The organism is Mesorhizobium sp. KACC 23794, assembly GCF_052180275.1.
GTDB lineage: Bacteria > Pseudomonadota > Alphaproteobacteria > Rhizobiales > Rhizobiaceae > Kumtagia.
The window spans coordinates 2,763,807-2,785,555 of sequence record NZ_CP197465.1; the positions used below are offsets into that span (position 1 = coordinate 2,763,807).

24 protein-coding genes are annotated in these 21,749 nt (G+C 64.3%); 10 read left to right on the forward strand and 14 right to left on the reverse strand.

The window, feature by feature from the left end:
* Nucleotides 1-2: 2 nt before the first annotated feature.
* Nucleotides 3-1,055: an ornithine cyclodeaminase gene (locus ACSBOB_RS13615; protein WP_442582923.1), complete on the forward strand. Its 1,053-nt coding sequence runs from the start codon at nucleotides 3-5 to the stop codon at nucleotides 1,053-1,055.
* Nucleotides 1,056-1,082: 27 nt separating this feature from the next.
* Here ACSBOB_RS13615 and ACSBOB_RS13620 read toward each other — a convergent pair whose 3' ends face one another.
* Nucleotides 1,083-1,895 (reverse strand): SDR family NAD(P)-dependent oxidoreductase, encoded by an 813-nt coding sequence (locus ACSBOB_RS13620; RefSeq protein WP_442582924.1) that lies wholly within the window; start codon nucleotides 1,893-1,895, stop codon nucleotides 1,083-1,085.
* Nucleotides 1,896-2,104: 209 nt separating this feature from the next.
* Here ACSBOB_RS13620 and ACSBOB_RS13625 point away from each other — a divergent pair, with 209 nt between their 5' ends.
* Nucleotides 2,105-2,689: a TetR/AcrR family transcriptional regulator gene (locus ACSBOB_RS13625; protein ID WP_442582925.1), complete on the forward strand. Its 585-nt coding sequence runs from the start codon at nucleotides 2,105-2,107 to the stop codon at nucleotides 2,687-2,689.
* A gap of 151 nt (nucleotides 2,690-2,840) precedes the next feature.
* Here the strand turns inward: ACSBOB_RS13625 and ACSBOB_RS13630 are convergent, their stop codons facing one another.
* Nucleotides 2,841-3,614: an IclR family transcriptional regulator gene (locus ACSBOB_RS13630; protein ID WP_442582926.1), complete on the reverse strand. Its 774-nt coding sequence runs from the start codon at nucleotides 3,612-3,614 to the stop codon at nucleotides 2,841-2,843.
* Between the two features lie 443 nt (nucleotides 3,615-4,057).
* Between ACSBOB_RS13630 and ACSBOB_RS13635 the strand changes: the two genes are divergently transcribed.
* The 4 genes from ACSBOB_RS13635 to ACSBOB_RS13650 are packed head-to-tail and all read left to right on the forward strand — an operon-like array spanning nucleotide 4,058 to nucleotide 8,986.
* On the forward strand, nucleotides 4,058-5,500 hold the full coding sequence (locus ACSBOB_RS13635; protein ID WP_442582927.1) for an aldehyde dehydrogenase family protein: 1,443 nt from the start codon (nucleotides 4,058-4,060) through the stop codon (nucleotides 5,498-5,500).
* Nucleotides 5,500-7,023 carry a sugar ABC transporter ATP-binding protein gene (locus ACSBOB_RS13640; protein ID WP_442582928.1) on the forward strand — a complete coding sequence of 508 codons (1,524 nt, stop codon included), beginning with the start codon at nucleotides 5,500-5,502 and terminating at the stop codon, nucleotides 7,021-7,023. The genes ACSBOB_RS13635 and ACSBOB_RS13640 overlap by 1 nt, the downstream gene beginning before the upstream one ends.
* Before the next feature lie 5 nt (nucleotides 7,024-7,028).
* The gene (locus ACSBOB_RS13645; RefSeq protein WP_442583726.1) at nucleotides 7,029-7,982 is read left to right on the forward strand and encodes an ABC transporter permease; all 954 of its coding nucleotides are present in this window, start codon (nucleotides 7,029-7,031) and stop codon (nucleotides 7,980-7,982) included.
* Between the two features lie 44 nt (nucleotides 7,983-8,026).
* Nucleotides 8,027-8,986 (forward strand): substrate-binding domain-containing protein, encoded by a 960-nt coding sequence (locus ACSBOB_RS13650; protein ID WP_442582929.1) that lies wholly within the window; start codon nucleotides 8,027-8,029, stop codon nucleotides 8,984-8,986.
* Between the two features lie 137 nt (nucleotides 8,987-9,123).
* On the opposite strand, the gene gyrB is transcribed toward ACSBOB_RS13650, so the two are convergent.
* Nucleotides 9,124-11,595 (reverse strand): DNA topoisomerase (ATP-hydrolyzing) subunit B, encoded by a 2,472-nt coding sequence (gyrB, locus tag ACSBOB_RS13655; RefSeq protein WP_442582930.1) that lies wholly within the window; start codon nucleotides 11,593-11,595, stop codon nucleotides 9,124-9,126.
* Nucleotides 11,596-11,870: 275 nt separating this feature from the next.
* Here gyrB and ACSBOB_RS13660 point away from each other — a divergent pair, with 275 nt between their 5' ends.
* Nucleotides 11,871-13,241: a cytochrome P450 gene (locus ACSBOB_RS13660; protein WP_442582931.1), complete on the forward strand. Its 1,371-nt coding sequence runs from the start codon at nucleotides 11,871-11,873 to the stop codon at nucleotides 13,239-13,241.
* Nucleotides 13,242-13,299: 58 nt separating this feature from the next.
* Here ACSBOB_RS13660 and ACSBOB_RS13665 read toward each other — a convergent pair whose 3' ends face one another.
* Both ACSBOB_RS13665 and rsmI read right to left on the reverse strand, forming a co-directional pair.
* On the reverse strand, nucleotides 13,300-13,677 hold the full coding sequence (locus ACSBOB_RS13665; RefSeq protein WP_442582932.1) for a YraN family protein: 378 nt from the start codon (nucleotides 13,675-13,677) through the stop codon (nucleotides 13,300-13,302).
* Nucleotides 13,664-14,536: a 16S rRNA (cytidine(1402)-2'-O)-methyltransferase gene (gene rsmI, locus ACSBOB_RS13670; RefSeq protein ID WP_442583727.1), complete on the reverse strand. Its 873-nt coding sequence runs from the start codon at nucleotides 14,534-14,536 to the stop codon at nucleotides 13,664-13,666. Before rsmI ends, ACSBOB_RS13665 begins: the two co-directional genes overlap by 14 nt.
* A 169-nt stretch (nucleotides 14,537-14,705) precedes the next feature.
* On the opposite strand from rsmI, the gene ACSBOB_RS13675 reads away from it, so the two are divergent.
* Nucleotides 14,706-14,897, forward strand: coding sequence for a hypothetical protein (locus ACSBOB_RS13675; protein WP_442582933.1), 192 nt, complete (start codon nucleotides 14,706-14,708; stop codon nucleotides 14,895-14,897).
* A gap of 62 nt (nucleotides 14,898-14,959) precedes the next feature.
* Here the strand turns inward: ACSBOB_RS13675 and ACSBOB_RS13680 are convergent, their stop codons facing one another.
* The 9 genes from ACSBOB_RS13680 to ACSBOB_RS13720 form a co-directional block, all read right to left on the reverse strand.
* A complete protein-coding gene (locus tag ACSBOB_RS13680) occupies nucleotides 14,960-15,397 on the reverse strand; it encodes an EamA family transporter (RefSeq protein ID WP_442582934.1) in 438 nt (145 codons plus the stop codon).
* 23 nt (nucleotides 15,398-15,420) lie between these two features.
* Nucleotides 15,421-15,744 carry a low molecular weight protein tyrosine phosphatase family protein gene (locus ACSBOB_RS13685; protein WP_442582935.1) on the reverse strand — a complete coding sequence of 108 codons (324 nt, stop codon included), beginning with the start codon at nucleotides 15,742-15,744 and terminating at the stop codon, nucleotides 15,421-15,423.
* A gap of 149 nt (nucleotides 15,745-15,893) precedes the next feature.
* Nucleotides 15,894-16,352 carry a hypothetical protein gene (locus tag ACSBOB_RS13690; protein ID WP_442582936.1) on the reverse strand — a complete coding sequence of 153 codons (459 nt, stop codon included), beginning with the start codon at nucleotides 16,350-16,352 and terminating at the stop codon, nucleotides 15,894-15,896.
* Nucleotides 16,331-16,750 carry a hypothetical protein gene (locus tag ACSBOB_RS13695; protein WP_442582937.1) on the reverse strand — a complete coding sequence of 140 codons (420 nt, stop codon included), beginning with the start codon at nucleotides 16,748-16,750 and terminating at the stop codon, nucleotides 16,331-16,333. Before ACSBOB_RS13695 ends, ACSBOB_RS13690 begins: the two co-directional genes overlap by 22 nt.
* A 57-nt stretch (nucleotides 16,751-16,807) precedes the next feature.
* Entirely contained in the window at nucleotides 16,808-17,965 is a 1,158-nt protein-coding gene (hemW, locus tag ACSBOB_RS13700) for a radical SAM family heme chaperone HemW (protein WP_442582938.1), read from the reverse strand.
* Between the two features lie 4 nt (nucleotides 17,966-17,969).
* Nucleotides 17,970-18,617, reverse strand: a complete 648-nt coding sequence (gene rdgB, locus ACSBOB_RS13705; RefSeq protein WP_442582939.1) for an RdgB/HAM1 family non-canonical purine NTP pyrophosphatase — start codon at nucleotides 18,615-18,617, stop codon at nucleotides 17,970-17,972.
* On the reverse strand, nucleotides 18,617-19,027 hold the full coding sequence (locus ACSBOB_RS13710) for a VOC family protein (RefSeq protein ID WP_442582940.1): 411 nt from the start codon (nucleotides 19,025-19,027) through the stop codon (nucleotides 18,617-18,619). Before ACSBOB_RS13710 ends, rdgB begins: the two co-directional genes overlap by 1 nt.
* Before the next feature lie 7 nt (nucleotides 19,028-19,034).
* On the reverse strand, nucleotides 19,035-19,751 hold the full coding sequence (gene rph, locus ACSBOB_RS13715; protein ID WP_442582941.1) for a ribonuclease PH: 717 nt from the start codon (nucleotides 19,749-19,751) through the stop codon (nucleotides 19,035-19,037).
* A 70-nt stretch (nucleotides 19,752-19,821) separates the two neighbouring features.
* Nucleotides 19,822-20,334 (reverse strand): GNAT family N-acetyltransferase, encoded by a 513-nt coding sequence (locus ACSBOB_RS13720; protein WP_442582942.1) that lies wholly within the window; start codon nucleotides 20,332-20,334, stop codon nucleotides 19,822-19,824.
* 50 nt (nucleotides 20,335-20,384) lie between these two features.
* On the opposite strand from ACSBOB_RS13720, the gene hrcA reads away from it, so the two are divergent.
* Complete coding sequence (hrcA, locus tag ACSBOB_RS13725) at nucleotides 20,385-21,455, forward strand: heat-inducible transcriptional repressor HrcA (RefSeq protein WP_442582943.1); 1,071 nt, start codon at nucleotides 20,385-20,387, stop codon at nucleotides 21,453-21,455.
* Between the two features lie 89 nt (nucleotides 21,456-21,544).
* Nucleotides 21,545-21,730 carry a hypothetical protein gene (locus tag ACSBOB_RS13730; RefSeq protein ID WP_442582944.1) on the forward strand — a complete coding sequence of 62 codons (186 nt, stop codon included), beginning with the start codon at nucleotides 21,545-21,547 and terminating at the stop codon, nucleotides 21,728-21,730.
* The last annotated feature ends 19 nt before the right edge of the window (nucleotides 21,731-21,749 follow it).

The following is a 21,749-nucleotide window of genomic DNA, read 5'->3' on the forward strand; positions in this document are numbered from 1 at the left end:
CCATGCAGCCGAAACTCAACATCGTGCCCTTTGTCAGCGTCGACCATATGATGAAGCTGGTGCTTGCCGTCGGGGTCGAGACGTTCCTGACAGAGCTTGCCGGTTACATCGAGGCTGATTTTCGCCGCTGGGAACTGTTCGACAAGACGCCGCGGGTGGCTTCGCACAGCCATGACGGGGTGATCGAGCTGATGCCGACCAGCGACGGAAAGCTCTATGGATTCAAATACGTCAACGGCCATCCGAAGAACATGCGCGAAGGCTTGCAGACGGTGACAGCCTTCGGCGTGCTTGCCGATGTCGGCAACGGCTATCCGATGCTGCTCACCGAGATGACGATCCTGACGGCGCTGCGCACCGCCGCGATGTCGGCCGTGGCTGCAAAGTATCTGGCGCCAGAAGGTGCGCGTACCATGGCGATCATCGGCAATGGCGCCCAGTCGGAATTCCAGGCGATCGCGTTCAAGGCCCTGCTTGGCATAGACCGGCTGCGGCTCTACGACATCGATTCAAGCGCCTCGCGCAAGTGCGCGAAAAACCTGGCCGGAATGGGTTTTGACATCGCCGTCTGTGCCACCAGCCAGGAGGCAGTCGAGGGCGCCGAGATCATCACCACGGTCACCGCCGACAAGTTGTCAGCGACCATCCTGACCGACAACATGGTCGGGCCGGGCGTCCATATCAACGCGGTCGGCGGCGACTGCCCGGGCAAGACCGAACTGCACCGCGACATCCTGCTGCGCTCCGACATTTTCGTCGAGTTCCCGCCGCAGACCCGCATCGAAGGCGAGATCCAGCAGCTTCCCGCCGACTATCCGGTCAACGAACTGTGGCAGGTGATTTCGGGCGGGATCGAGGGCCGCAAGTCCGCCGGCCAGATCACGTTGTTCGATTCGGTCGGCTTCGCCATCGAGGATTTCTCGGCGCTGCGCTATGTCCGCGACAAGCTGCGCGACACCGGGCTTTATGAGGAACTCGACCTTTTGGCCGATCCGGACGAGCCGCGCGACCTGTTCGGCATGCTGCTTCGCGCCAAGGCGGCCGCCGTTGCCTGAGGCGGCCGCCGGGCGGAAAGCATAGGGTCAGGCGGCTTTCACTGTCCCTATCCTGTAGCGCGGGGCCGGCTTGCTGCGAGACAGATTGGGATACATCGCGGTGCGCGCCGCCTTGAAGGCGTCCCAGTCGGCATGGTCTGGCAGGGAGACGATGCTGATGCTTTCGCCCGCGTCAAGCCCGGCAAGGGCTGCGTCGACCATGTCGTCGACACTCATGATCATCTCGGCGGGAAGCTGGTTCACGTCGACGCCGCCACGCTCCCAGATTTCCGTGCGGGTGACGCCGGGCAGGACGGCCTGGACGCGCACGCCGAGCGGCGCAAGTTCGGTCTCGATGCCTTCGCTCAGCGACAGAATGAAAGCCTTGGTGGCGTTGTAGTAGACGCCGACGGCCGGCCGGTCGTTGGTGATGCCGGCGATCGAGGCGAGATTGATCAGCGTGCCGGCGCGCTTGCGCGCGAAGGTTGCGGCCGCGACGCGGACCAGCCGGGCGGCTGCCACGACGTTGAGTTCGATCATCGTATCGAGCTTTTCGATATCGGCGTTGATGGTTGGGCCGGTCACGGCCATGCCGGCATTGTTGACGAAGACGGCGATGTCGTCGCGCTTCAGTCGCTCCTCGACCTTGGCGCGATCGGCGGGTGAGTTGAGGTCGGCGGGCAGGACTTCTATGGTCACGCCGGTGTCCTTGCGCAGTCGAGCCGCCAGTTGCTCCAATCTGGCCACGTCCCGGGCGACCAGCACGAGGTCGTGGCCGCGCCTGGCAAGGCGGTCGGCGTAAACCGCCCCGATGCCCGTCGATGCGCCGGTGACCAGCGCCGTTCCCTTGGTTGCCGTCATTTCATCTGCTCCTGTCTTGCTCTGGGTTGCACCGCGCGGACATCGTGCGGCAGTGGAGATGGGAAAATCGGCGAATGCCGCCGGGACGGTCTTCCGAAATCGCGCGGCAGGCCCGCGCCGAGGCCACGCTTGTGAAACGATGCGGCCTTCTTATGTTTGTCGCGGCGGCTGCCTGATGAGTGGCCCGCTCGATATCCGAAGGAACCAACATGCGCGTCAGCAGGGAAAAGGCCGCGGAAAACCGCTCGGCAATCATCGAGGCCGGCGCAAAACTGTTCCGCGAAAAAGGTTTCGACCGTGTCAGCGTCGCGGAAATCTGCGGCGAGGCCGGCCTGACGCATGGCGGCTTCTACGGGCATTTTGCGTCCAAGGACGCGCTGGAAGCCGAATGCTGCGACAGCGCTTTCGCCGACAAGGTTGCCGAACTGACCGATCCCGCCTCGGTGGCCGCGATGGTCGGCCGCTACCTCAGCACCGTTCACCGCGACAATCCGGGGAGCGGCTGCGCCATGGCGGCGCTGGGAGCCGCGGTGCCGCAGCGCGAGGACCTGGTGCGGGAGCATTTCGCCGCGGATATCGGCCGCTATATCGACGCGATGACGGCGGCACTGGGCGGCGAGGGCGGGGCGGCGCGCGAACGCGCGATCCTGCTGGTGGCGGCGCTGGTCGGCGGCCTGACGCTCGCCCGCGCCAGCAAGGCTGCGCCGGAATTGTCCGAGGAAATACTCGCCAGCCTGCATGCCAGCGCCGACAGGCTTTTGCCGGCAGGCGGCGCCCGGGACAACGCTGCCTGAGCCGACAGAAGATGCTTGGGACCAAAGGCAGTGAAGGTGCATTGGCGGCGCGTCGAATTTTTGATGACACTCATCATTTAAGAGTGCCGTAGAGCATCGACAAGGCGGAGTTCCGCTTTTTTAACCGCCTGACCGCCGGCGGCCGGGTATGTCAGAGCAACCCGCCGAGCGTCCGCGAGAGCGCCGACGCGTGGCGCATCGCCACTTGCCGCAATACGTCGAGCTTTTCCAGGTCGAAGCGGCTTGCCGGCCCGGAGATCGCAATGCCGCCGGGGACCTCGCCGCCGTTCTCGAATACCGGCACGGCCACGCAGCGCATGTCGTCGGCGAATTCCAGATCGTCATAGGCAAAACCCTGCGCCCGGACGCGGGCGAGTTCCTGCCGCATCGTCTCGACATCGGTGATGGTTTTCGGCGCGACCTTTGGCAGGCCGCGGGCCAGGATCGCTTCGGTCGCGCGCATATCCTGGAAGGCGAGCAGCACCTTGCCGATCGAGGTGCAGGGCAGCGGCGAGCGGTCGCCGATCTGGAAGTCAACGGTGACGCGCTGGCTGCCCTTGGCGCGGAACACCAGCACGGCGGCATCCCGCTCCAGCGCCGAGTAATGCACCGTCTCGCCAGTCTCCTCGGAAATCTGGCGCAGGCTGGTGAGGATATGGCGGGCGCGCTCGTCCTCGCTGACCAGATTGCGGGCCAGCGACAGCACCTTCAGGCTGATGCGGTAGTGCTTGGCGTCGGCCTCCTTCAGTACGTAGCCGGACTGAACCAGCGTCATCAGCATGCGGTAGGCGGTGGCGCGGTCCGCGCCGACGCCGGCTGCGACCTCGTTGACGGTCACCGGCCGCCGCTGCTCGCCGACGAAATCCAGAACGGCGAGCGCCTTGAGAGCGGTGGCGCTGATGTTCGAGTCGAGAGTCTCGGTCATGCGGACGAGTCCATTCTGATCAATATTCGTATACTTTTACGAAAAATAATAAACAAGATCAAATATCGTTGACTGAATTCTATTTCTGAAATACCCGTGACAGAGAGGTGGGCCGCGGCGTCCCGTATCAATGAGGGGGGCTTATGGGGGCGACACGGCGGGGAGCCGCCTCCAACGGCGCCGCTGTTGCCGCAATGCGATCTTGAAGCGCAAGGAATTGCCGAAGGGTGGTTGCCGGTGAGCAGAATTGGGTGAACGTGGTTGGTCGTTGGCCTTGCCGGCCTTGCGCGTGTTTGTGACGAATGGCAGCGATGGATTCGCTATTCCCACGGGCAGGTGGTTTGCTGAGGGGATAAGCGGTTGCAAATGATCTGGATTGGTTCATATAGTCGTAATTCGAGGAGCAGGCGCTTGTCGACTGTCCGGGTCGTGCGGGGGATCTGATGGATATGCTGATCGACGGTGGCTGGACCGGCGCTTCGGATGGCGCCTTCGATGCGATCCTCAACCCGGCGACGAATGAAGAGATCGCCACCGTTCCGCGCGCCACCGGCACGGATGTCGCTCGCGCTGTGGCGGCCGCCCAGCATGGCAAGCATGCTATGGCCGCCATGCCGGCGCATAAGCGCTACGAAATCCTCGAAACCGTGGCGCGACGCATCGAAGAGAACCAGACGGAACTGGGCCGTCTGCTCTGCCGCGAGAACGGCAAGCGCATCGGCGAGACGACGAGCGAGGTCGGGGTCGCGGCGCGCATCTTCCGCGGCTATGCGGAGGAAGCGAAGCGGATGTTCGGCCGCTCGGTTCCGCTGCATTCGATCCCAGGCCGCGAGAAGTCGCTGGCGATCACCTCGCGCTATCCACTGGGCGTCATCGCGGCGATCGTGCCGTTCAATTACCCGGTGGAACTCTGGAGCCACAAGGTCGCGGGCGGGCTTGCGGCCGGCAATGCGGTCATCACCAAGACGCCGGAAGATTGCCCGATGGCGGTCATCGAGATTGCCCGCTACCTGGAGGAAGCCGGCCTGCCGCGCGGCGCGCATCAGGTGCTGACCGGCGGGCGCGACGTCGGCGAGGCGCTGGTGCGAGCCGAGGGCGTCGACATGATCGCCATGACCGGCTCGACGGCAGCCGGCAAGCGCATCCTTGAGGTCGCCGCGCAGACCCTGAAGAAGGTGCATCTCGAACTCGGCGGCAATGATGCGACGATCGTCTGCGGTGACGCCGACATCGAGGCGACGGCTGATGCGCTCATCGCCGGGCGCTTCACCTCCGGCAACGGGCAGATCTGCTGCGCGGTGAAGCGCGTCCTGGTCGAACGGCCGATCTATCAAAAACTGCTCGATGCTGTCGCTGCGCGGACGGTGAAGCTGCGCGTCGGCGATCCGCTCGATCCATCGACCGATGTCGGGCCGCTGATCAACGGGCGCGGCGCCGAGCGGGTCGAGGCGCAGGTGCGGCAAGCGGTCGCCGATGGTGCGAGGCTCGTGACCGGCGGCAAGCGCCATGACAATTTCTTCGAGCCGACGATCCTGACCGGCGTGACGCCCGGCACCCCGGCCTTCGCCGACGAGACGTTCGGGCCTGTCCTGCCGCTGATCCCCTACGACCGTTTCGACGAGGCGCTGGCGCTCGCCAACGACAGTCCGTTCGGCCTGCAGGCGGCGATCTTCACGCATGATCTGCGCAAGGTGATGCGCGCCTACGAGACGCTCGATGTCGGCACAGTGGTCGTCAACCACACGACGGCGATACGGGTCGAGACGCTGCCCTTCGGCGGCAACAAGGGCAGCGGCAATGGCCGCGAAGGCATTCACGACACATTGCACGAGATGAGCAAGGAAAAGACCTTGCTGCTGCACGAAGTGTTCGGGGCGGCGGTCTGATGCCCCATCTCGCGGTCAGCAGCATCGCCAAGAGCTACGACGGCAATCCTGCCGTGCGCGACATCTCCTTCGCGGTCGCGCCGGGCCGCGTGCTGGCGCTGTGCGGCGAGAACGGCGCGGGCAAGTCGACGCTGATGAAGATGCTCTCCGGCGCGACGTTGCCCGACAGCGGGCAGATTCTGCTCGACGGCCAGCCCGCGCGTATCGCCGGCCCGTCCGATGCGATGGCGCTCGGCATCCGCACTGTCTATCAGGAACTCAGTCTGCTGCCGCATCTCTCCGTCGCCGAAAACATGCTGCTCGGGCGCATGCCGACGCGCCGCCTGTCCTTCGTCGTCGACTGGCCGGAAGCCAACCGCATCGCGGCGCGCGTGCTTGCCGATTTCGGTTTTCCGGAGATTGCCCCGGCCGCGCTGGTCAGTTCGCTCAGCGTCGCCCGCCAGCAGATCGTCGAGATCGCCAAGGCGTTGGTGGCCGAGCCGAAGATTCTCATCCTCGACGAGCCGACGGCGGTGCTGTCGGCGTCCGAGGCGGAAAAACTGTTCGACAAGGTGCGCGGCCTGGCGAGGTCCGGCACGACGGTGCTCTACATCTCGCATCGTCTGGAAGAGATCTACGCCATCGCCGACGAGATCGTGGTGTTGAAGGACGGACGAAGCGTCCTGTCCGGGCCGATCGGTGAACTCGACGAGCAACGGCTTATCCACGCCATGGTCGGCCGGCCGCTCGACGCGATCTTCCCCGAGAAGAGCGGACGCGCCGGCAGGCCGGTGCTGGAGGTCGAGCGGCTTACGCTTGGCGATATCTTCGAGGACGTCAGCTTCACCGTTCGAGCCGGCGAGATCGTCGGCATGTTCGGCCTGGTCGGCAGCGGCCGTACCGAGATTGCCAAGGCGATTTTTGGTGCCACGCCGGCCGATAGCGGCGCGGTTCGGATGAACGGAGCCGCGGCGGATTTTACGACGCCGGCGCAAGCGGTGCGCGGCCGGGTCGCCATGCTCACCGAGGACCGAAAGGGCGACGGACTGGCGCTCGACGCCAGCGTCATCGACAATGCCGGGCTGGCAAGCTTTTCGCGTTATGCGCCGCGCGGCGTCATCGACGGCGCCAGGCGCCGGCAACTGGTCGAGACGAAAATTCGCGAATTGTCGATCCGCCTCGCCGACCCGTCCCAGCCGGTGCGCCAGCTTTCCGGCGGCAACCAGCAGAAGGTGGTGCTGGCGAAATGGCTGCTGGTCGAAAACATCGAGTTGTTCATCTTCGACGAGCCGACGCGCGGCGTCGACATCGCGACGAAGGTCGAGATTTACCAGATGATCCGCAACCTCGCCGACAGCGGTGTCGCGGTACTGATGATCTCGTCCGAAATGCCTGAGGTACTCGGCATGTCCGACCGGTTGCTGATCGTGCGCGATGGCCGCATTGCCGCCGAACTGGTCTCGAATGAATTCGAGCCGGAGACCGTTTTCGCACATGCCGCCGGATTGGCTGTCGCCGGGACGCGGCCGGAGCGTCTGCATTGACCGAGATGACAGCCACCGCTCCGCGCCAACGCCCGGCATTGCTCCAGCGCTTCAGCCGCGCCGACCTTTTGTTTGCAGGCGCGATCCTGTTGCTCGTCGTCTTCGCGGCCTTCGCCTCGGACGCCTTCCTGACGCAGCGCAACATCGTCAACATCTCGCGCCAGATCGTTACCAACGGTTTTCTCAGCCTCGGCATGCTGATGGTGATCCGCACCGGGGGCATCGACCTGTCGGTCGGCTCCGTGCTGGCACTGGCCGGCCTGCTTGCCACCGGCCTGCAGGACCAGATGCATTTTTCGCTGGCAATCGCCGTGGCGCTGGCGATGGGCGCTGCGGTCGGCTTCCTCAATGGCTGGCTGACCTCGCGCTTCAACCTCCAGCCCTTCATCGTCACGCTGGCGACGATGGGCAGCTTGCGCGGGTTGACCTATGTCTATGCCGACACGCCGCGTTACCCCGCCGACGAGATGTTCCGCAGCCTGCTCGGCGGTGCTTTCGTCGGGCCGGTGCCGGTCAACTTCATCATCTTCGCGCTCGCCGCTCCCGCCGTCTGGTTCTACCTGAATCACACCGTCTCCGGTCGCGCCGCCTTCGCGCTGGGTGTCAACAAGGAGGCGGTGCGGCTGGCTGGCGTCGATGTCGGAAAACACCTGATCTTCGCCTATGTCGCCTGCGGCCTGTTCGCGGCGATCGCCGGCGTGCTGCTCGCCTCGCGGCTCGGCATTGCCCAGCCCAGCGTCGGCGTCGGTTATGAGCTCGACGCAATCGCCGCGGTGGTCATCGGCGGCGGGTTGCTTGGGGGAGGGGGCGGCACGACGGTCGGCGTGCTCGGCGGTGTGCTGGCGCTGGCGGTCGTCGACAACGTGCTCAACCTCTTCAATGTCGATTCCTATTACCAGCAGCTTCTGAAGGGGCTGATCATTCTCGTGGCGGTGCTGGCGAGGCGCAAGAAGGCTTGAAAAACCGCCGGCCTGATGCCGGCCTGTCGAAAGGGAGGAAGACAATGACTTTGTTCGGAAAATTGAGGGCGACCGCGCTTGCCGGGCTTGCCGCCACGGCGCTGAACGCCTGGCCGGCCGCGGCGGCCGACGAGGAAATCAAGATCGGCATGGTCAACCTTTCGCTGTGCTGCGCCTATTTCGTCGGCATGGACGCCGCCGTGAAGGACGAGGCCAGCCACTTCTCCAACGTCAAGGTGCTGTCGACCGACGCCAAGGGCGATGTCGCCAAGCTGACCTCGGACGTCGAGGACCTGCTGAACCAGGACGTCGACGTGTTCATCATCTCCGGCGCCTGGATCGAGGCTGCGCCCGCCGCGCTTGAAGCCATCAACCAGGCAAAGGTGCCGATCGTCATGGTCGACCGCCTGCTGAAGGGCGGCGACTACACCGCCTGGGTCGGGCCGGACAACCGCGCCATCGGCGAGGGCATCGGCGACTACATCGTCAAGCGCCTGGACGGAGCCGGCAAGGTGGCGATCATCCGCGGCGGGCCCGCCGACAACACGATCGGCTCCGCCCGGTCGGACGGCGTGAAGTCGAAGTTTGAGGGCACCAAGGTCGAGGCCGTCGTGGCGCCCGGCTGGGGCGAGTGGAGCGCCGACGGCGGCTTCCAGCAGATGGAGGACCTGCTTTCCAAGAACGACGACTTGAATGCCGTGTTCTGCGAAAACGACTCCATGTGCCTGGGTGCGCAGAAGGCAATCGGCGACGCCGGCAAGGCCGACAAGATCTTCATCGCCTCGGTCGACGGCGAGATGGGCACGCTGAAGGAGATTTTGCGCGACGGCAGTAATTATGGCGCCACCGGCCGCAACTCCTCCGACCAGATCGGCCGCGCCGGCTTCAACCGCGCCATGGCAATCGTCGCCGGCGGCGCGCCGGAGAAGGATACCGCGCTGCCGTCGCCGATCATCACGGTCGACAACGCCGTGAAGTTCTATGACGAGAACAGCAAGTTCTGAGCACAGACTCGCTGGCGGACGATAGCCGCCCGAGCGGGACAAGAACTGCTTTGAAGCAAGACGGCCACCCCGAATTCGCGGTGGCCGTTGTATTTTTTGATCCAAGAGCCTCTTTTGGCGGAGTGCCCGGATAGGCGTCAAACGTCGAGGTTGGCAACGCTCAGCGCGTTCTCCTGGATGAAGTCGCGGCGCGGCTCTACCTCGTCACCCATCAGGCGGGCGAACAGTGAGTCGGCGTCGGTGGCGTCATTCACCTGGACGCGCAGCAGCGAGCGCACGTTCGGGTCGAGCGTGGTTTCCCAGAGCTGCTCGGCGTTCATCTCGCCGAGACCCTTGTAGCGCTGCATGGTCAGGCCCTTACGGCCGGCCGCGAAGATGGCGGCGAGCAGCGCCAGAGGGCCGGCGATCGTCTCGGAGACTTCCTTGCGGCGAAGCACCGGCGGAACGCCATAGACCTCGCCGAGGCGCGGCGCATAACGGTCGAGCGCCCGCGCGTCGGCCGAGTTGATCAGCGCCATGTCGAGCGCCGCCACATCCTTGACGCCGCGCAGCATGCGCTCGAACACGTAGCCGCCCGAGCCGTCGTTCGACACGGAGGTGCTGCCGCTCCAGCCGCGTTCCATATCTTCGGCAATGGTGTCCAGCCGGCCCGCAACGGTCGCGGCCATCGCGTTGGCGCGGCCGAGGTCGTTGAAGATTTCCGGCTTCAGGGCACCGGCAATCGCCGCCTGCTCGACGACGCGGCGGTCGTAACGCGAGTGCAGGCCGTTCACCAGCGTGCGGACGGCCAGCGCGTCGTCGATTGCCGTGCGCAGGTCCTGGCCGGCGCGCACCTCGCCGGAACCCAGCGTCAGCGAACCCTCGTCAAGACCGGAATTGATCAAAAACTCCTCGTAGGCGGTCTCGTCCTTGACATATTGCACGCTCTTGCCGCGCGTCACCTTGTAGAGCGGCGGCTGGGCTATGTAGAGGTGGCCGCGCTCGATCAGCTCCGGCATCTGCCGGAAGAAGAAGGTGAGCAGCAGGGTGCGGATGTGGGCGCCGTCGACGTCGGCGTCCGTCATGATGATGATCTTGTGATAGCGCAGCTTGTCGGCGTTGAACTCGTCCTTGCCGATGCCGGTGCCCAGCGCAACGATCATCGTGCCGATCATTTCGGACGACAGCATGCGGTCGAGTTTTACGCGCTCGACGTTGAGGATTTTTCCGCGCAGCGGCAGGATCGCCTGGTTCTGGCGCGAGCGGCCGCCCTTGGCCGAGCCGCCTGCCGAATCGCCCTCGACGATGAAGATTTCGGATTTCGCCGGATCGCGCTCCTGGCAGTCGGCGAGCTTGCCGGGGAGCGAGGTGATGCCAAGCGTGCTCTTGCGGGTGATGTCGCGCGCCTTGCGGGCTGCCTCGCGCGCGGCTGCCGCCTGGATGACCTTGTCGATCACCACCTTGCCCTCGGCCGGATGCTCCTCCAACCAGGTGCCGAGCGCCTCGTTGACCAGGCTTTCGACCACGGGGCGGACTTCGGACGAAACCAGCTTGTCCTTGGTCTGCGACGAGAATTTCGGATCCGGCACCTTGACCGACAGCACCGCCGTCAGGCCCTCGCGGCAATCGTCGCCGATCAGCGCCACCTTTTCCTTCTTGGTCAGTCCCGAGCTTTCGCCGTAACCCGTGACCTGACGGGTCAGCGCGCCGCGAAAACCGGCGAGATGGGTGCCGCCGTCGCGTTGCGGGATGTTGTTGGTGAAGGCCAGCACGTTCTCGTGGTAGCTGTCGTTCCACCACATGGCGACTTCGACGGCGATGCCGTCGCGCTCGGCGCGGATGGCGATCGGCGCTGATATCAGCGACTTCTTGGCGCGGTCGAGATATTTGACGAACTCTTCGAGCCCGCCCTCATAAAGCAGCTCGATCTGCTTCACATCGGCATGGCGGGCGTCGGTCAGCACGATGCGCACGCCGGAATTGAGGAAGGCAAGCTCGCGCAGGCGATGCTCCAGCGTTCCATAGTCGAACTCGACCATGGTGAAGGTCTCGGCCGACGGGAAGAAGGTGATCTCGCTGCCGCTGCGGCCCTCATTGGTGCCGGGCAGCTTGTTCTGCTCGTAGGTTCCGGTGACTCGGAGCGGCGCGTCAGCGTCGCCATGGGTGAAGCTCATCTCATGAATCTTGCCGTCGCGGCGGATCTTCAGCTTCAGCCAGGCCGACAGCGCGTTGACCACCGAAACGCCGACGCCATGCAGGCCGCCGGAGACCTTGTAGGAATTCTGGTCGAATTTTCCGCCGGCATGTAGCTGGGTCATGATGACTTCGGCAGCCGATATGCCTTCGCCGGTATGAATGTCGGTCGGGATGCCGCGGCCGTTGTCGATAACCGTCACGGAACCGTCCGGATTGAGCGTCACGCTGACCAGGTCGGCATGGCCGGCGAGCGCCTCGTCGATGGCGTTGTCGACGACCTCATAGACCATGTGATGCAGGCCGGAGCCATCGTCGGTATCGCCGATATACATTCCCGGCCGCTTGCGCACGGCATCCAGGCCCTTCAAAACCTTGATGGAATCCGCGCCATATTCGGCGCTGCCGCCGTTGCCGGTGTCTAGCTCGTCGCTCATGAAGTGCTTTCGTTTTACTGAAACAAACAGGCGCCGAATGCCGCCGATTCGCGCCTCTTTTTTGACATTGCTGATATAGGCTTTTTCCTGCCGGTTTTCCAATGCGGGGGGTGTTTTTCCCGCCGAAACGCGGGGTTTCGCCGCGTCATTTCACGTTGGCTGTGTTTTGCCGGAGCACGGTCGGCGGGCACGCCGGGCTTCCGGACCGCGCTTTGCAAGTTGTCGCATGTCGCCAGTGCCTATCTTATGCCAAGGTCTGCAGGACATTGATCGATATGGATACAGCCCCCACACCCTTTCGCCCGCCTGCGCCGATCCCGCGCACGCGGCCGCCGTCGATGCTGGAGATGATCCGCATCATCTACCGCAACCCGCTCGAGCTTTGGGGCGAGCCCTCCTACAACCAGCCCTGGATCGTCGTGAACGGCGTCGGCGGGCCGCTGGTGATCGCCAACGATCCCGGCCTGATCCGCCACGTGCTCGTCGACAACGCGAAGAACTACAAGCTCGCCACCGTCCGCCAGAAGGTGCTGCGGCCGATCCTGCGCGACGGGCTGCTGACGGCAGAAGGGCAGGTGTGGAAGCGCTCGCGCAAGGCGATGGCGCCGGTGTTCACGCCGCGCCACATCTTTGGGTTCGCCGAACCGATGCTGCGGCGAACGGAGGTTTTCGCCGAGCGCTACGAAAATGTCGGCGACACCGTGGACATGGCCCATGAGATGACGCTGCTGACCTTCGACATCATGGCGGAGACCTTGTTCTCCAACGAGATAGCGGGGGAACCCGGCAGTTTCGGAGGCGAGATCGAGCGGCTGTTCGAGACGATGGGCCGCGTCGACCCGCTGGACATTCTGCGCGCGCCCGACTGGCTGCCGCGTTTCACCCACATCCGTGGCCGCCGGACGATGAAGTTTTTTCGCAAGATCGTCACCGACACTGTCGCGATGCGCATCGAGCGCATGAAACGCACGCCGGACGACGTGCCGGAGGATTTCCTCACGCTGCTGCTGCGCGCCGAGGGCAAGGACGGACTGACCCGGCAGGAGGTCGAGGACAACATCATCACCTTCATCGGTGCCGGCCACGAGACGACGGCACGGGCGCTGGGCTGGACGCTCTATTGCCTGGCCGAGGCGCCGTGGGAGCGTGCGCCGATTGAGGATGAGATCGATGCGGTGATGAAGGCAGAGCCCGATCCGGTGAAATGGCTCGACCTGATGCCGCTGACGCGGGCGGCCTTCGAGGAGGCGATGCGGCTCTATCCGCCGGCGCCGTCGATTAACCGCGAGCCGATCGAGCCGGAAACCTACCAGGACTTGAAAATCCCGCGCGGCGCGCAGGTGCTTGTCATGCCCTGGGTGGTGCACCGGCATCGAAAACTGTGGGACGACCCGAACGCCTTCCTGCCGTCGCGTTTCCATCCCGCCAACCGGGACAAGATCAACCGTTTCCAATATCTGCCGTTCGGCGACGGGCCGAGGACCTGTATCGGCGCGTCATTCGCCATGCAGGAGGCGGTGATAGCGCTGGCCGTACTGCTTTCGCGCTTCCGCTTCGACAGCGTGGCGGAAACGAAACCCTGGCCGGTGCAGAAGCTGACGACGCAGCCGCAGGGCGGCCTGCCGATGCTGGTGACGCGGCGATAAAGAACCGCACCCGCATTCCGGATCAGTGCAAGTCGCAAGGGCGTTTGCCCGCGCCGGATCAATTACGTCCGTGAAAAATGTTCTCGACATGCACCGGCCAGCGCCAGGGCAGCACGGCGACGAGGTCGAAGCGCATTGAGAGGCGGGCATGGTCGCGCTGGCGCGTCAGCCACAGGTCGGCGGCGCCTTCGATGCGGCGCTCGGACGGGTAGGAGATCGCCTCCATCGCCTGCATCAGCGTTTTTCGCGCCTTGACCTCGACGATCAGCACGAGGTCGCCGCGCCGGGCGATCAGGTCGATCTCGCCGAGCGGCGTGCGGTAGCGGCGGGCGACGATGCGAAAGCCTTTGACCATGAGGGCGAGCGCGGCCAGCCACTCGCCGCGATGCCCGCGCCGATAGGCTTTTCGGCGGAAGCGAGTATCATCCGGCGTCATCCGCCTTCAGATCCATGAGACGGCGATAGAGGTCCGGCTTGCGGCCGCCGGTCATGCGCGCGGCTTCGGCTGCCGCCTTCGATGCCGGCATTTCGGCTGCCAGCGAGAGAAGCAGGCGGTCGACATCTTCGGCATCGGGTGGCGGCGCGGCGGAAGGCGGCCCCACGCAGACGACGATCTCGCCCCTCGGCGTGTCGGCGGCGGCATAGTGTTCCGCAAGGTGCGCAAGCGTGCCGGTGCGCATTTCCTCAAACGTCTTGGTCAACTCGCGGCCGACGGCGGCGTTCCTCGAACCAAGCACTTCGGCCATCGCTACTAGGGAGTCGGCCAACCGGCGCGGCGATTCGAAGAAGACCAACGTCGCCGGAACTGCCTTCAGTTCTTCCAGCCGCGTGCGGCGCTGTCCGTCCTTGACTGGCAGGAAGCCGGCGAACAGAAAAGTGTCGGAGGGCAGGCCGGAGGCGGTGAGCGCGGCGAGAACCGCGGAAGGGCCGGGGATCGGGATGACGCGAATTCCTGCCGCCAGCGCCTGTTCCACCAGCCGGGAGCCGGGATCGGAAACCAGCGGCGTGCCGGCATCGGACACCAGCGCGACGCTCCTGCCTTCGGCCAGCGCGTCGATCAATCTCGGGCCGGCCTCCGCCGCATTGTGCTCGTGGTAAGGGGTCGGCCGCTGGCGGATGCCGTAGCGGTCGAGCAGCACGCGGGTGACACGTGTGTCCTCGCAGGCGAGCACGTCGGCGGCGGCAAGCGTCTCCAGTGCGCGCAAGGTGATGTCGCCAAGATTGCCGATGGGGGTGGCGACAAGATAGAGCGCAGATTCCAGCGGGCGGGCAGGAATTTCCGCCTGCCCGACCATGAAGGCGCGTATTTTAACAGTGTCTTTCACGGGGCTGAAACTCGCATATGCGCCTTGTGCCACGCGCGCTGTGGACAGCGCAAAGCCGATTATTCAGACGCCGCAATTTTACCGTTGTTTTGGAACGATAAGGCCGCTTGGCCGTTGGTTCCGGCCCGAGGAGGAGTTCATGGAATCACTTCAGATACAGGACGCTTTCGCGCCCTATTATGTCGATCGCAAAGCCAAATCTGACAAGACCGCGAAGCGTGGGGAAACCACCAGTCTGACGGTCCACGCATCCGATATCCGGACACGGCTGGAGGCCTGCCGCAACCGGCTCGCCCGCGCCATCGCGGCGGCGGAAGCGGAAAGGCGCTGACCACGATGCCGGCGCGTTTCGACGCGTTCGTCGGCCGTATCGCCAGCGCCTCGCAGAACCGTTCAGGCGCGGTAGGCGACCAGAACCGCTCCACCCGCGATAAGAACGATGCCAAGCCAGTTCGCAAAAGTCAGCCGTTCGCCAAGAAAAGCAGCGGCAAAGACCGCTACCAGGACCACGCTCAGCTTGTCTAGCGGCGCGACCCGCGCCGCATCTCCCAGCTTGAGGGCGCGGAAGTAGCACAGCCACGACGCGCCGGTCGCGAGGCCGGACAGGATCAGGAACATCCACGTGCGGCCGCCGATCGACGCAGGCGGTTGCCATTGGCCGGTGGCCGCGACGATCCCCGACAGGACAGCCAGGATCACGACGGTGCGCACCAGCGTCGCGAAATCCGGATTGATGCCGCTGACGCCGACTTTCGCGAAGATCGCGGTGAGGGCGGCGAAGACTGCCGACAGGATCGCCCAGAACTGCCAGGAAGAAAAAGCGGTGTTCATTTCGGTGGCTCCGGGCAATCGGTTCAACCCAGATATCGCGTGACACGGGTTTCGAGCAGTCTGACCAGTTCAGGGTCCATGAACGCATAATTGTCCGGTATGTCGAGGCAAATGATCCGGGCGCCCTTGAGGCTGCTCCTGAATTTCTTCTGGAGTTTCGCCCGATGAGCCTTCTCCATGACGAAGATCAAATCGGCCCATGAGACGAGTTCGGGAGTCAAGGGGTTGTCGGCATCATGATTGGTGCCGGCCGAAGCCACTTTGATATCGCGGCGCGTAGAGAAGACCTGCTCGGCGGTCGGGCTGCGCAGGCGGTTCTGGCTGCAGACAAAGAGCACGTTCCTCATATTTCTACCGCGCCAGGTCGGCGACCACGGCGTTGAGCACTACCATGCCAATCTTTGCAAATATCGCAATCACTGGGGCAAAAATGACCGAGAGGACAGCCCGGACCCCACCAGCGATAGGCGCAACCTGCTCATTGGAACGCGTGTTCTCAGGCGGCAAGTGATTTGGCGCGTTTGAGCGTTGCGGCATTGGCACGTGGGGCGCTTTTCGACGGCTTCACCTTTCTGTCTATCTTGTAGACAAACCCCTCGATGATATCCCCGTCATCAAAAGCCATCCCGACAATACGTGCTGGATTCAGGCTGATCTTCCGGGAACCATAGGCTTCGGGGATTCTGTTCACAAAATGATTCGATGTGTTGGTGATCCTGATGCTGCTGAGCGACAAGGGCGATTCCGTCGCAGTAAGAAGCGTATCGACAAACCGGATGACAGTTGTAGGCCCGTAGGTCTGTACATCAGGCGACGCTATGTAAAGTTGCCAGTCAAACGTTTCCCGCAAGCTTAACCAACCGGCAAAAGCAATCGGGATTCCTGCTCTTTCCAAGGCCTCGATCAGTTCCCGCCCTGCGGCGAAATTCGGTCCTACCAGTGGCGTCTTATCCATGGGAGCACTCCTGTTCCGCGTCGCGCGGTTGCGTTTATCATATTCGTCGCTTCCAACTCGGTCCAAGCCAAATACCGCGAATTGATGTTCCATTCCTGGACGGTCGCCCAGCTTGCCCGAAATCCAATGGAAGCTGCCTCTTCCACCGCGAGCGCGGCTTGCAGTCCGGCGAGCCTGATCAATGCTGTCAGCACATGGCCGCTCCTATAAAAATCGTCGACCAATTGCTTCTCTGGAACATCGTTCTTCTGGAACAGTGTCGCTATTTTTGCTTTCAGCGCGCATTCAATAGCAAGGCCAGCAATATGATAGGCAACACTATGCTGGCCATTCACCAGAAGAACGGATGCACTCCGTTCGAAATCGCGCGACCGCGCTTTCCATTCGTCCCTGGTCATGTCCACCCCCTGACGAAACTTAGCGCCGAGGGCCGAAGTTGCAACTCCGCTATTCTATTAACGCGCCAGGTCGGCCACCACGGCGTTGAGCACGACCATGCCGGCGGGCGTGGCGCGCAGGCGGGAGTTGCCGATCGAGGCGACGAGGCCTTCGCCCTGCAGGATCGCAAGCCGCTCGGGTGAAAGCTCACGCCCCGAAAGCCGCTCGTAGCGGTCGAGATCGATGCCTTCCGCCAGCCGCAAGCCCATGAGCAAAAACTCGTCGGCCTCTTCCGAGCGGTTGAGGATTTCGCCGTCAACGACGCCATGGCCCTTGGCTTCGACCAGGTTCAGCCAGGTCTCCGGTGTCTTCTCGGTCACCGTCACCACGCGGCGGTCGTGCTCCACGAAGCGGCCATGGGCGCCGGGGCCGATGCCGGCATATTCGCCGTAACGCCAATAGGTCAGGTTGTGGCGGCTCTCCGCGCCGGGCCTTGCGTGGTTGGAGATTTCGTAGGCCGGCAGGCCGCGTGCCGCCGTCACGGCTTGCGTCAAGTCGTAGAGATCGGCCGCCAGATCCATGTCCGGCATCGCGATCTTGCCCGCGGCGTGCAGCGCATGGAAGCGCGTGCCTTCCTCGATGGTGAGCTGGTAGAGCGAGAGATGGTCGGCGGCGTAGCCGATCGCTTCGTTGAGTTCGGACTCCCAAGCGTCCAATGTCTGGCCGGGGCGGGCGTAGATCAGGTCGAAGGAGAGGCGAGGGAAGATGTCGCGGGCAAGACCGATCGCCTTCAGCGCCTCTTCGACATTGTGGAGGCGGCCGAGGAAACGCAGGTCGGGATCGTTCAGCGCCTGCACGCCGAGCGAGACGCGGTTGACGCCGGCGGCGCGGTAGCCGCGGAAACGCTCGGCCTCGACGGAGGAGGGGTTGGCTTCCAACGTGATTTCGATGCCGTCCGGCACCGTCCAGTGCCGCGCGATTGCGTCAAGCACGGCGCCGACCGTCTCCGGCCGCATGAGCGACGGCGTGCCGCCGCCGAGGAAGATGCTGGTGACAGTGCGGGGGCCGGTGCGGTCGCGTGTCGTCGCCATTTCGCGCTCGAAGGCGGCGGCAAAGCGCGGCTGGTCGACCGGCTGGTGGCGGACATGGCTGTTGAAGTCGCAATAAGGGCATTTGGCCGCGCAGAACGGCCAATGAACGTAGACTCCGAATCCCGGATCGCTGGCGCCGATCATCGGATCACGCCGAGCCCAGTTTCGCCCGGGCGAATTTCTGGAAGGCGCGGGCGCGGTGCGACAGTGCGTCGGCCTGGCCGGGCTTCCAGCCGTGCTTTTCCTCGGCGCTCATCTCGCCAAAAGTGCGCTCGTGGCCGTCGGGGACGAAGACCGGATCGTAGCCGAACCCCTTGTCGCCGCGCGGCGGCCAGACGAGATGGCCCTCGGCTTCGCCGCGGAAGTATTCGGCGTGGCCGTCCGGCCAAGCGATGCAGATGACGGCGACGAAGCGGCCGGTGCGTTGTGCCGGCTCGGTCGCGCCGACTTCCTGCATGGCGACTTCGGCGCGCTGCATGGCGAGGTTGAAGTCGCGGCCGCCGTCGGGCGTTTCGGCCCAGTTGGCGGTGTAGACTCCGGGCTGGCCGCCGAGCGCGTCGATGCATAGGCCGGAATCGTCGGACAGCGCGGGGAGGCCCGTCGCCTTGGCCGCCGCGAAGGCCTTGATGTAGGCGTTCTCCTCGAAGGTCGTGCCGGTCTCGTCGGGTTCGGGCAGGCCATATTCCCTGGCAGATTTGGCCTCGATGCCGAACGGCGCCATCAGGTCGGCGAATTCGCGCAGCTTTCCGCCATTGTGGCTGGCGACGACCAGTTTCTTCTCGCTGAGCGTGCGCATCAAAGACCCCAGATCCTCGGCTCGGCGAATTCGAGCGAATTGCCGGACGGATCGCGAAAATAGATCGAACGCCCGCCATTCGGCCATTCGAAATCGGCCTCGATGGCGATTCCCTGCGCTTCAAGCCGGGTTTTCCACCGCTCAATTTCCTGCGCCGTGGCGGCGAAGCAGAGATGGCCCTGACCGGTGGCGCCATGCGGTGGCACCGGCAGTCTTGCGTTCGGGGAGGGAGGAATTTTGGTCGCCTCGGCATTGAAGAGCAGCAGCACGCCTTGGCCGCAATGGAAGAACACATGCCGGCCGTCGACGCGGCTGATCAGGGAGAGGCCGAGCACATCGCGATAAAAAACCTCCGCCGCGTCGAGATCGGTGACGTAGAGCGCGGATTCGAGGATGGCGGATGGGGTCATCGCGCCTCTACGCCACCGCCATCTGCTGCAAGTTCACCAGCCGCGAAATGCCTTTTCGGGCGAGCCCCATCAGCGCGGAAAACTCCTCCTCGCTAAACGGCGCGCCTTCCGCCGTGCCCTGGATCTCGACGATGCCGCCCTTGCCGGTCATCACGAAATTGGCGTCCGTACCAGCGGCGGAATCCTCGATGTAGTCGAGGTCGAGCACCGGCTGGCCGTCGTGGATGCCGCAGGAGATGGCGGCGACGTGGTCCTTGAGCACCTTGGAAACGGTCGTCATCTGCCGCGTCTCCATCCAGCGCAGGCAGTCATGCAGGGCCACCCAGCCGCCGGTGATCGAGGCGGTGCGGGTGCCGCCATCGGCCTGGATGACGTCACAGTCGACGGTGATCTGCATCTCGCCAAGGGCCTGGAGGTCTACCACGGCGCGCAGCGAGCGTCCGATCAGCCGCTGGATCTCCAACGTGCGCCCGCCCTGCTTGCCGGTGGCGGCTTCACGGCGCATGCGGTCGCCCGTGGCGCGCGGCAGCATGCCGTATTCGGCCGTCACCCAGCCGCGGCCGGTGTTGCGCATCCAGCCCGGCACCTTTTCCTCAAGGCTCGCCGTGCAGAGAACATGGGTGTCGCCGAATTTCACCAGGCAGGAGCCCTCCGCGTGCTTCGATACATTGCGCTCGAAGGAAATCGCACGCATTTCGTCGGGCTGTCTCTTGGACGGACGCATCAAGGCTCCTGGGTTTCAAATCGTGGCGGGCTTGTAGACCCGCGGGCAGGGGAGCGCAAAGGAAAAGCGGTCAGGGCAGCCGTTCGAACTTCAGCACGTGATCGCCCTTGTACTCGGTCTCGCCATACTGGTTGTAGCCGAGCTTGCGAGCTACGCCTATGGACGCGGCATTGTCCGGATCGATGATGCAGACGGTGCGCCGGGCGCCGCGTTCGGCGTCGAACCAGCGATGCGCGGCGTGTGCCGCTTCGGTGGCGTAGCCCTTGCCGTGGCCATGCCTGGCAAACACCCACGCGGCCTCCGGAAAGGGATCGAAATCGTCGCCGAGGTCGCGATGGAAATCGGCAAGGCCGGTGTCGCCGACATAACGGCCGCTTTGCCTGTCCACGACGGCGAAGACGCCGTGCCCGAGCGCTGTCCAATGGCCGATGTTGCGCAGAAGCTTGTTCCAGACGTCCTGCCGGGTCGCTTGCGCGCCATGGGTGATGAACTGCATGACCTCGGGGTCATTGCTGACGGCGAGGAGTTCTTCGAAATCGGCAAGGATGTGGGGACGAAGGATAAGGCGTTCGGTCTCGATCATAGGGTTCCGCTTGTCAGGTGGGCCACGCTGTTTATATCTTCCACAAGGACATGAACACGCCGATCAAAGATCCGACCCTGCAATCGCTCGACGCCCGCTCGCGCGACATCTTCCGTCGCATTGTCGATTCCTACCTGCTCGACGGCGAGCCGGTCGGTTCGCGCAACCTGTCACGCATGCTGCCCGCCTCGCTGTCGCCGGCGACTGTGCGCAACGTCATGAGCGACCTGGAGCAACTCGGGCTGATCTATGCGCCGCACATTTCCGCCGGCCGGCTGCCGACGCAAAAAGGGCTGCGCTTCTTCGTCGATGCCTTCCTCGAACTCGGCGACCTCACGGAAGAAGAACGCCGCTCGATCGACACGCAGATCAAGGCGTCGGGGCAGGGCGTGTCCCTTGAGCAGATGCTGACCGAGGCCAGCCAGATGCTGTCCGGCGCTTCGCGCGGCGCGGGGCTGGTGCTGGCGGCCAAGAGCGAGGTGCCGCTGAAGCACATCGAATTCATTCAACTGGAGCCGCAGCGGGCGCTGGCGGTGCTGGTGTCGCAGAACGGCGACGTCGAGAACCGTGTGATCGAGCTTCCGGTGGGGGTGACCACGTCGCAGATACAGGAAGCGTCGAACTTCCTCAACGCCCATATCCGCGGCCGCACGCTGGCTGAGGCGCGGTCCGACATCGCAAAGATCAAGGAGGAGACCAGGGCCGCGCTGGACACGCTGTCGCAGCAATTGATCGAAAAGGGACTTGCCGTTTGGGCCGGCGCTGAAAGCGGACTGCCGGCCCGGCTGATCGTGCGCGGCCGCGCCAACCTGCTGGAGAATGTGACGGCGCAGGCCGACCTTGATCTGCTGCGGCACCTGTTCGAGGACATGGAGACGCAGGACGGCATGATCCAGTTGCTCGACCTCGCGGAGGCGGGTTCGGGCGTGCGCATCTTCATCGGCTCGGAGAACAAGCTGTTTTCGCTGTCCGGCTCGTCCCTGGTCGTGGCCCCCTACCGCGACAAGGATGCGCGCGTCGTCGGCGCGCTCGGTGTCATCGGGCCGACGCGGCTGAATTATGCCCGTATCGTGCCGATGGTGGATTATACGGCGCAGTTGATCTCGAGGATGCTGCGGTAGGCCGCGTCGACACGTGCGATCAGGGCGTGGCCCATCCATCCGATCCGGTGTAGGCTCTGCGATAAAAGCAGGCGAGGCGGGAGGCTGTGATGGCTCTGGAACAGATCAAGGCGCAGATCGCGCTGCTGCTGGAAGAGATGGTCAACCAGCCCGAGGACGCGCACGAGGTGCATGAGCGCGTGCGCGAAAAACTGATCGAGTTCCGTGCGCTGGGCATGCCGCTGCCGCAGGATCTGGTCGAGCTGGAGCAGATGCTCGACCAGGCCGGGTATTGAGACAGGCGCGACCGGGTTC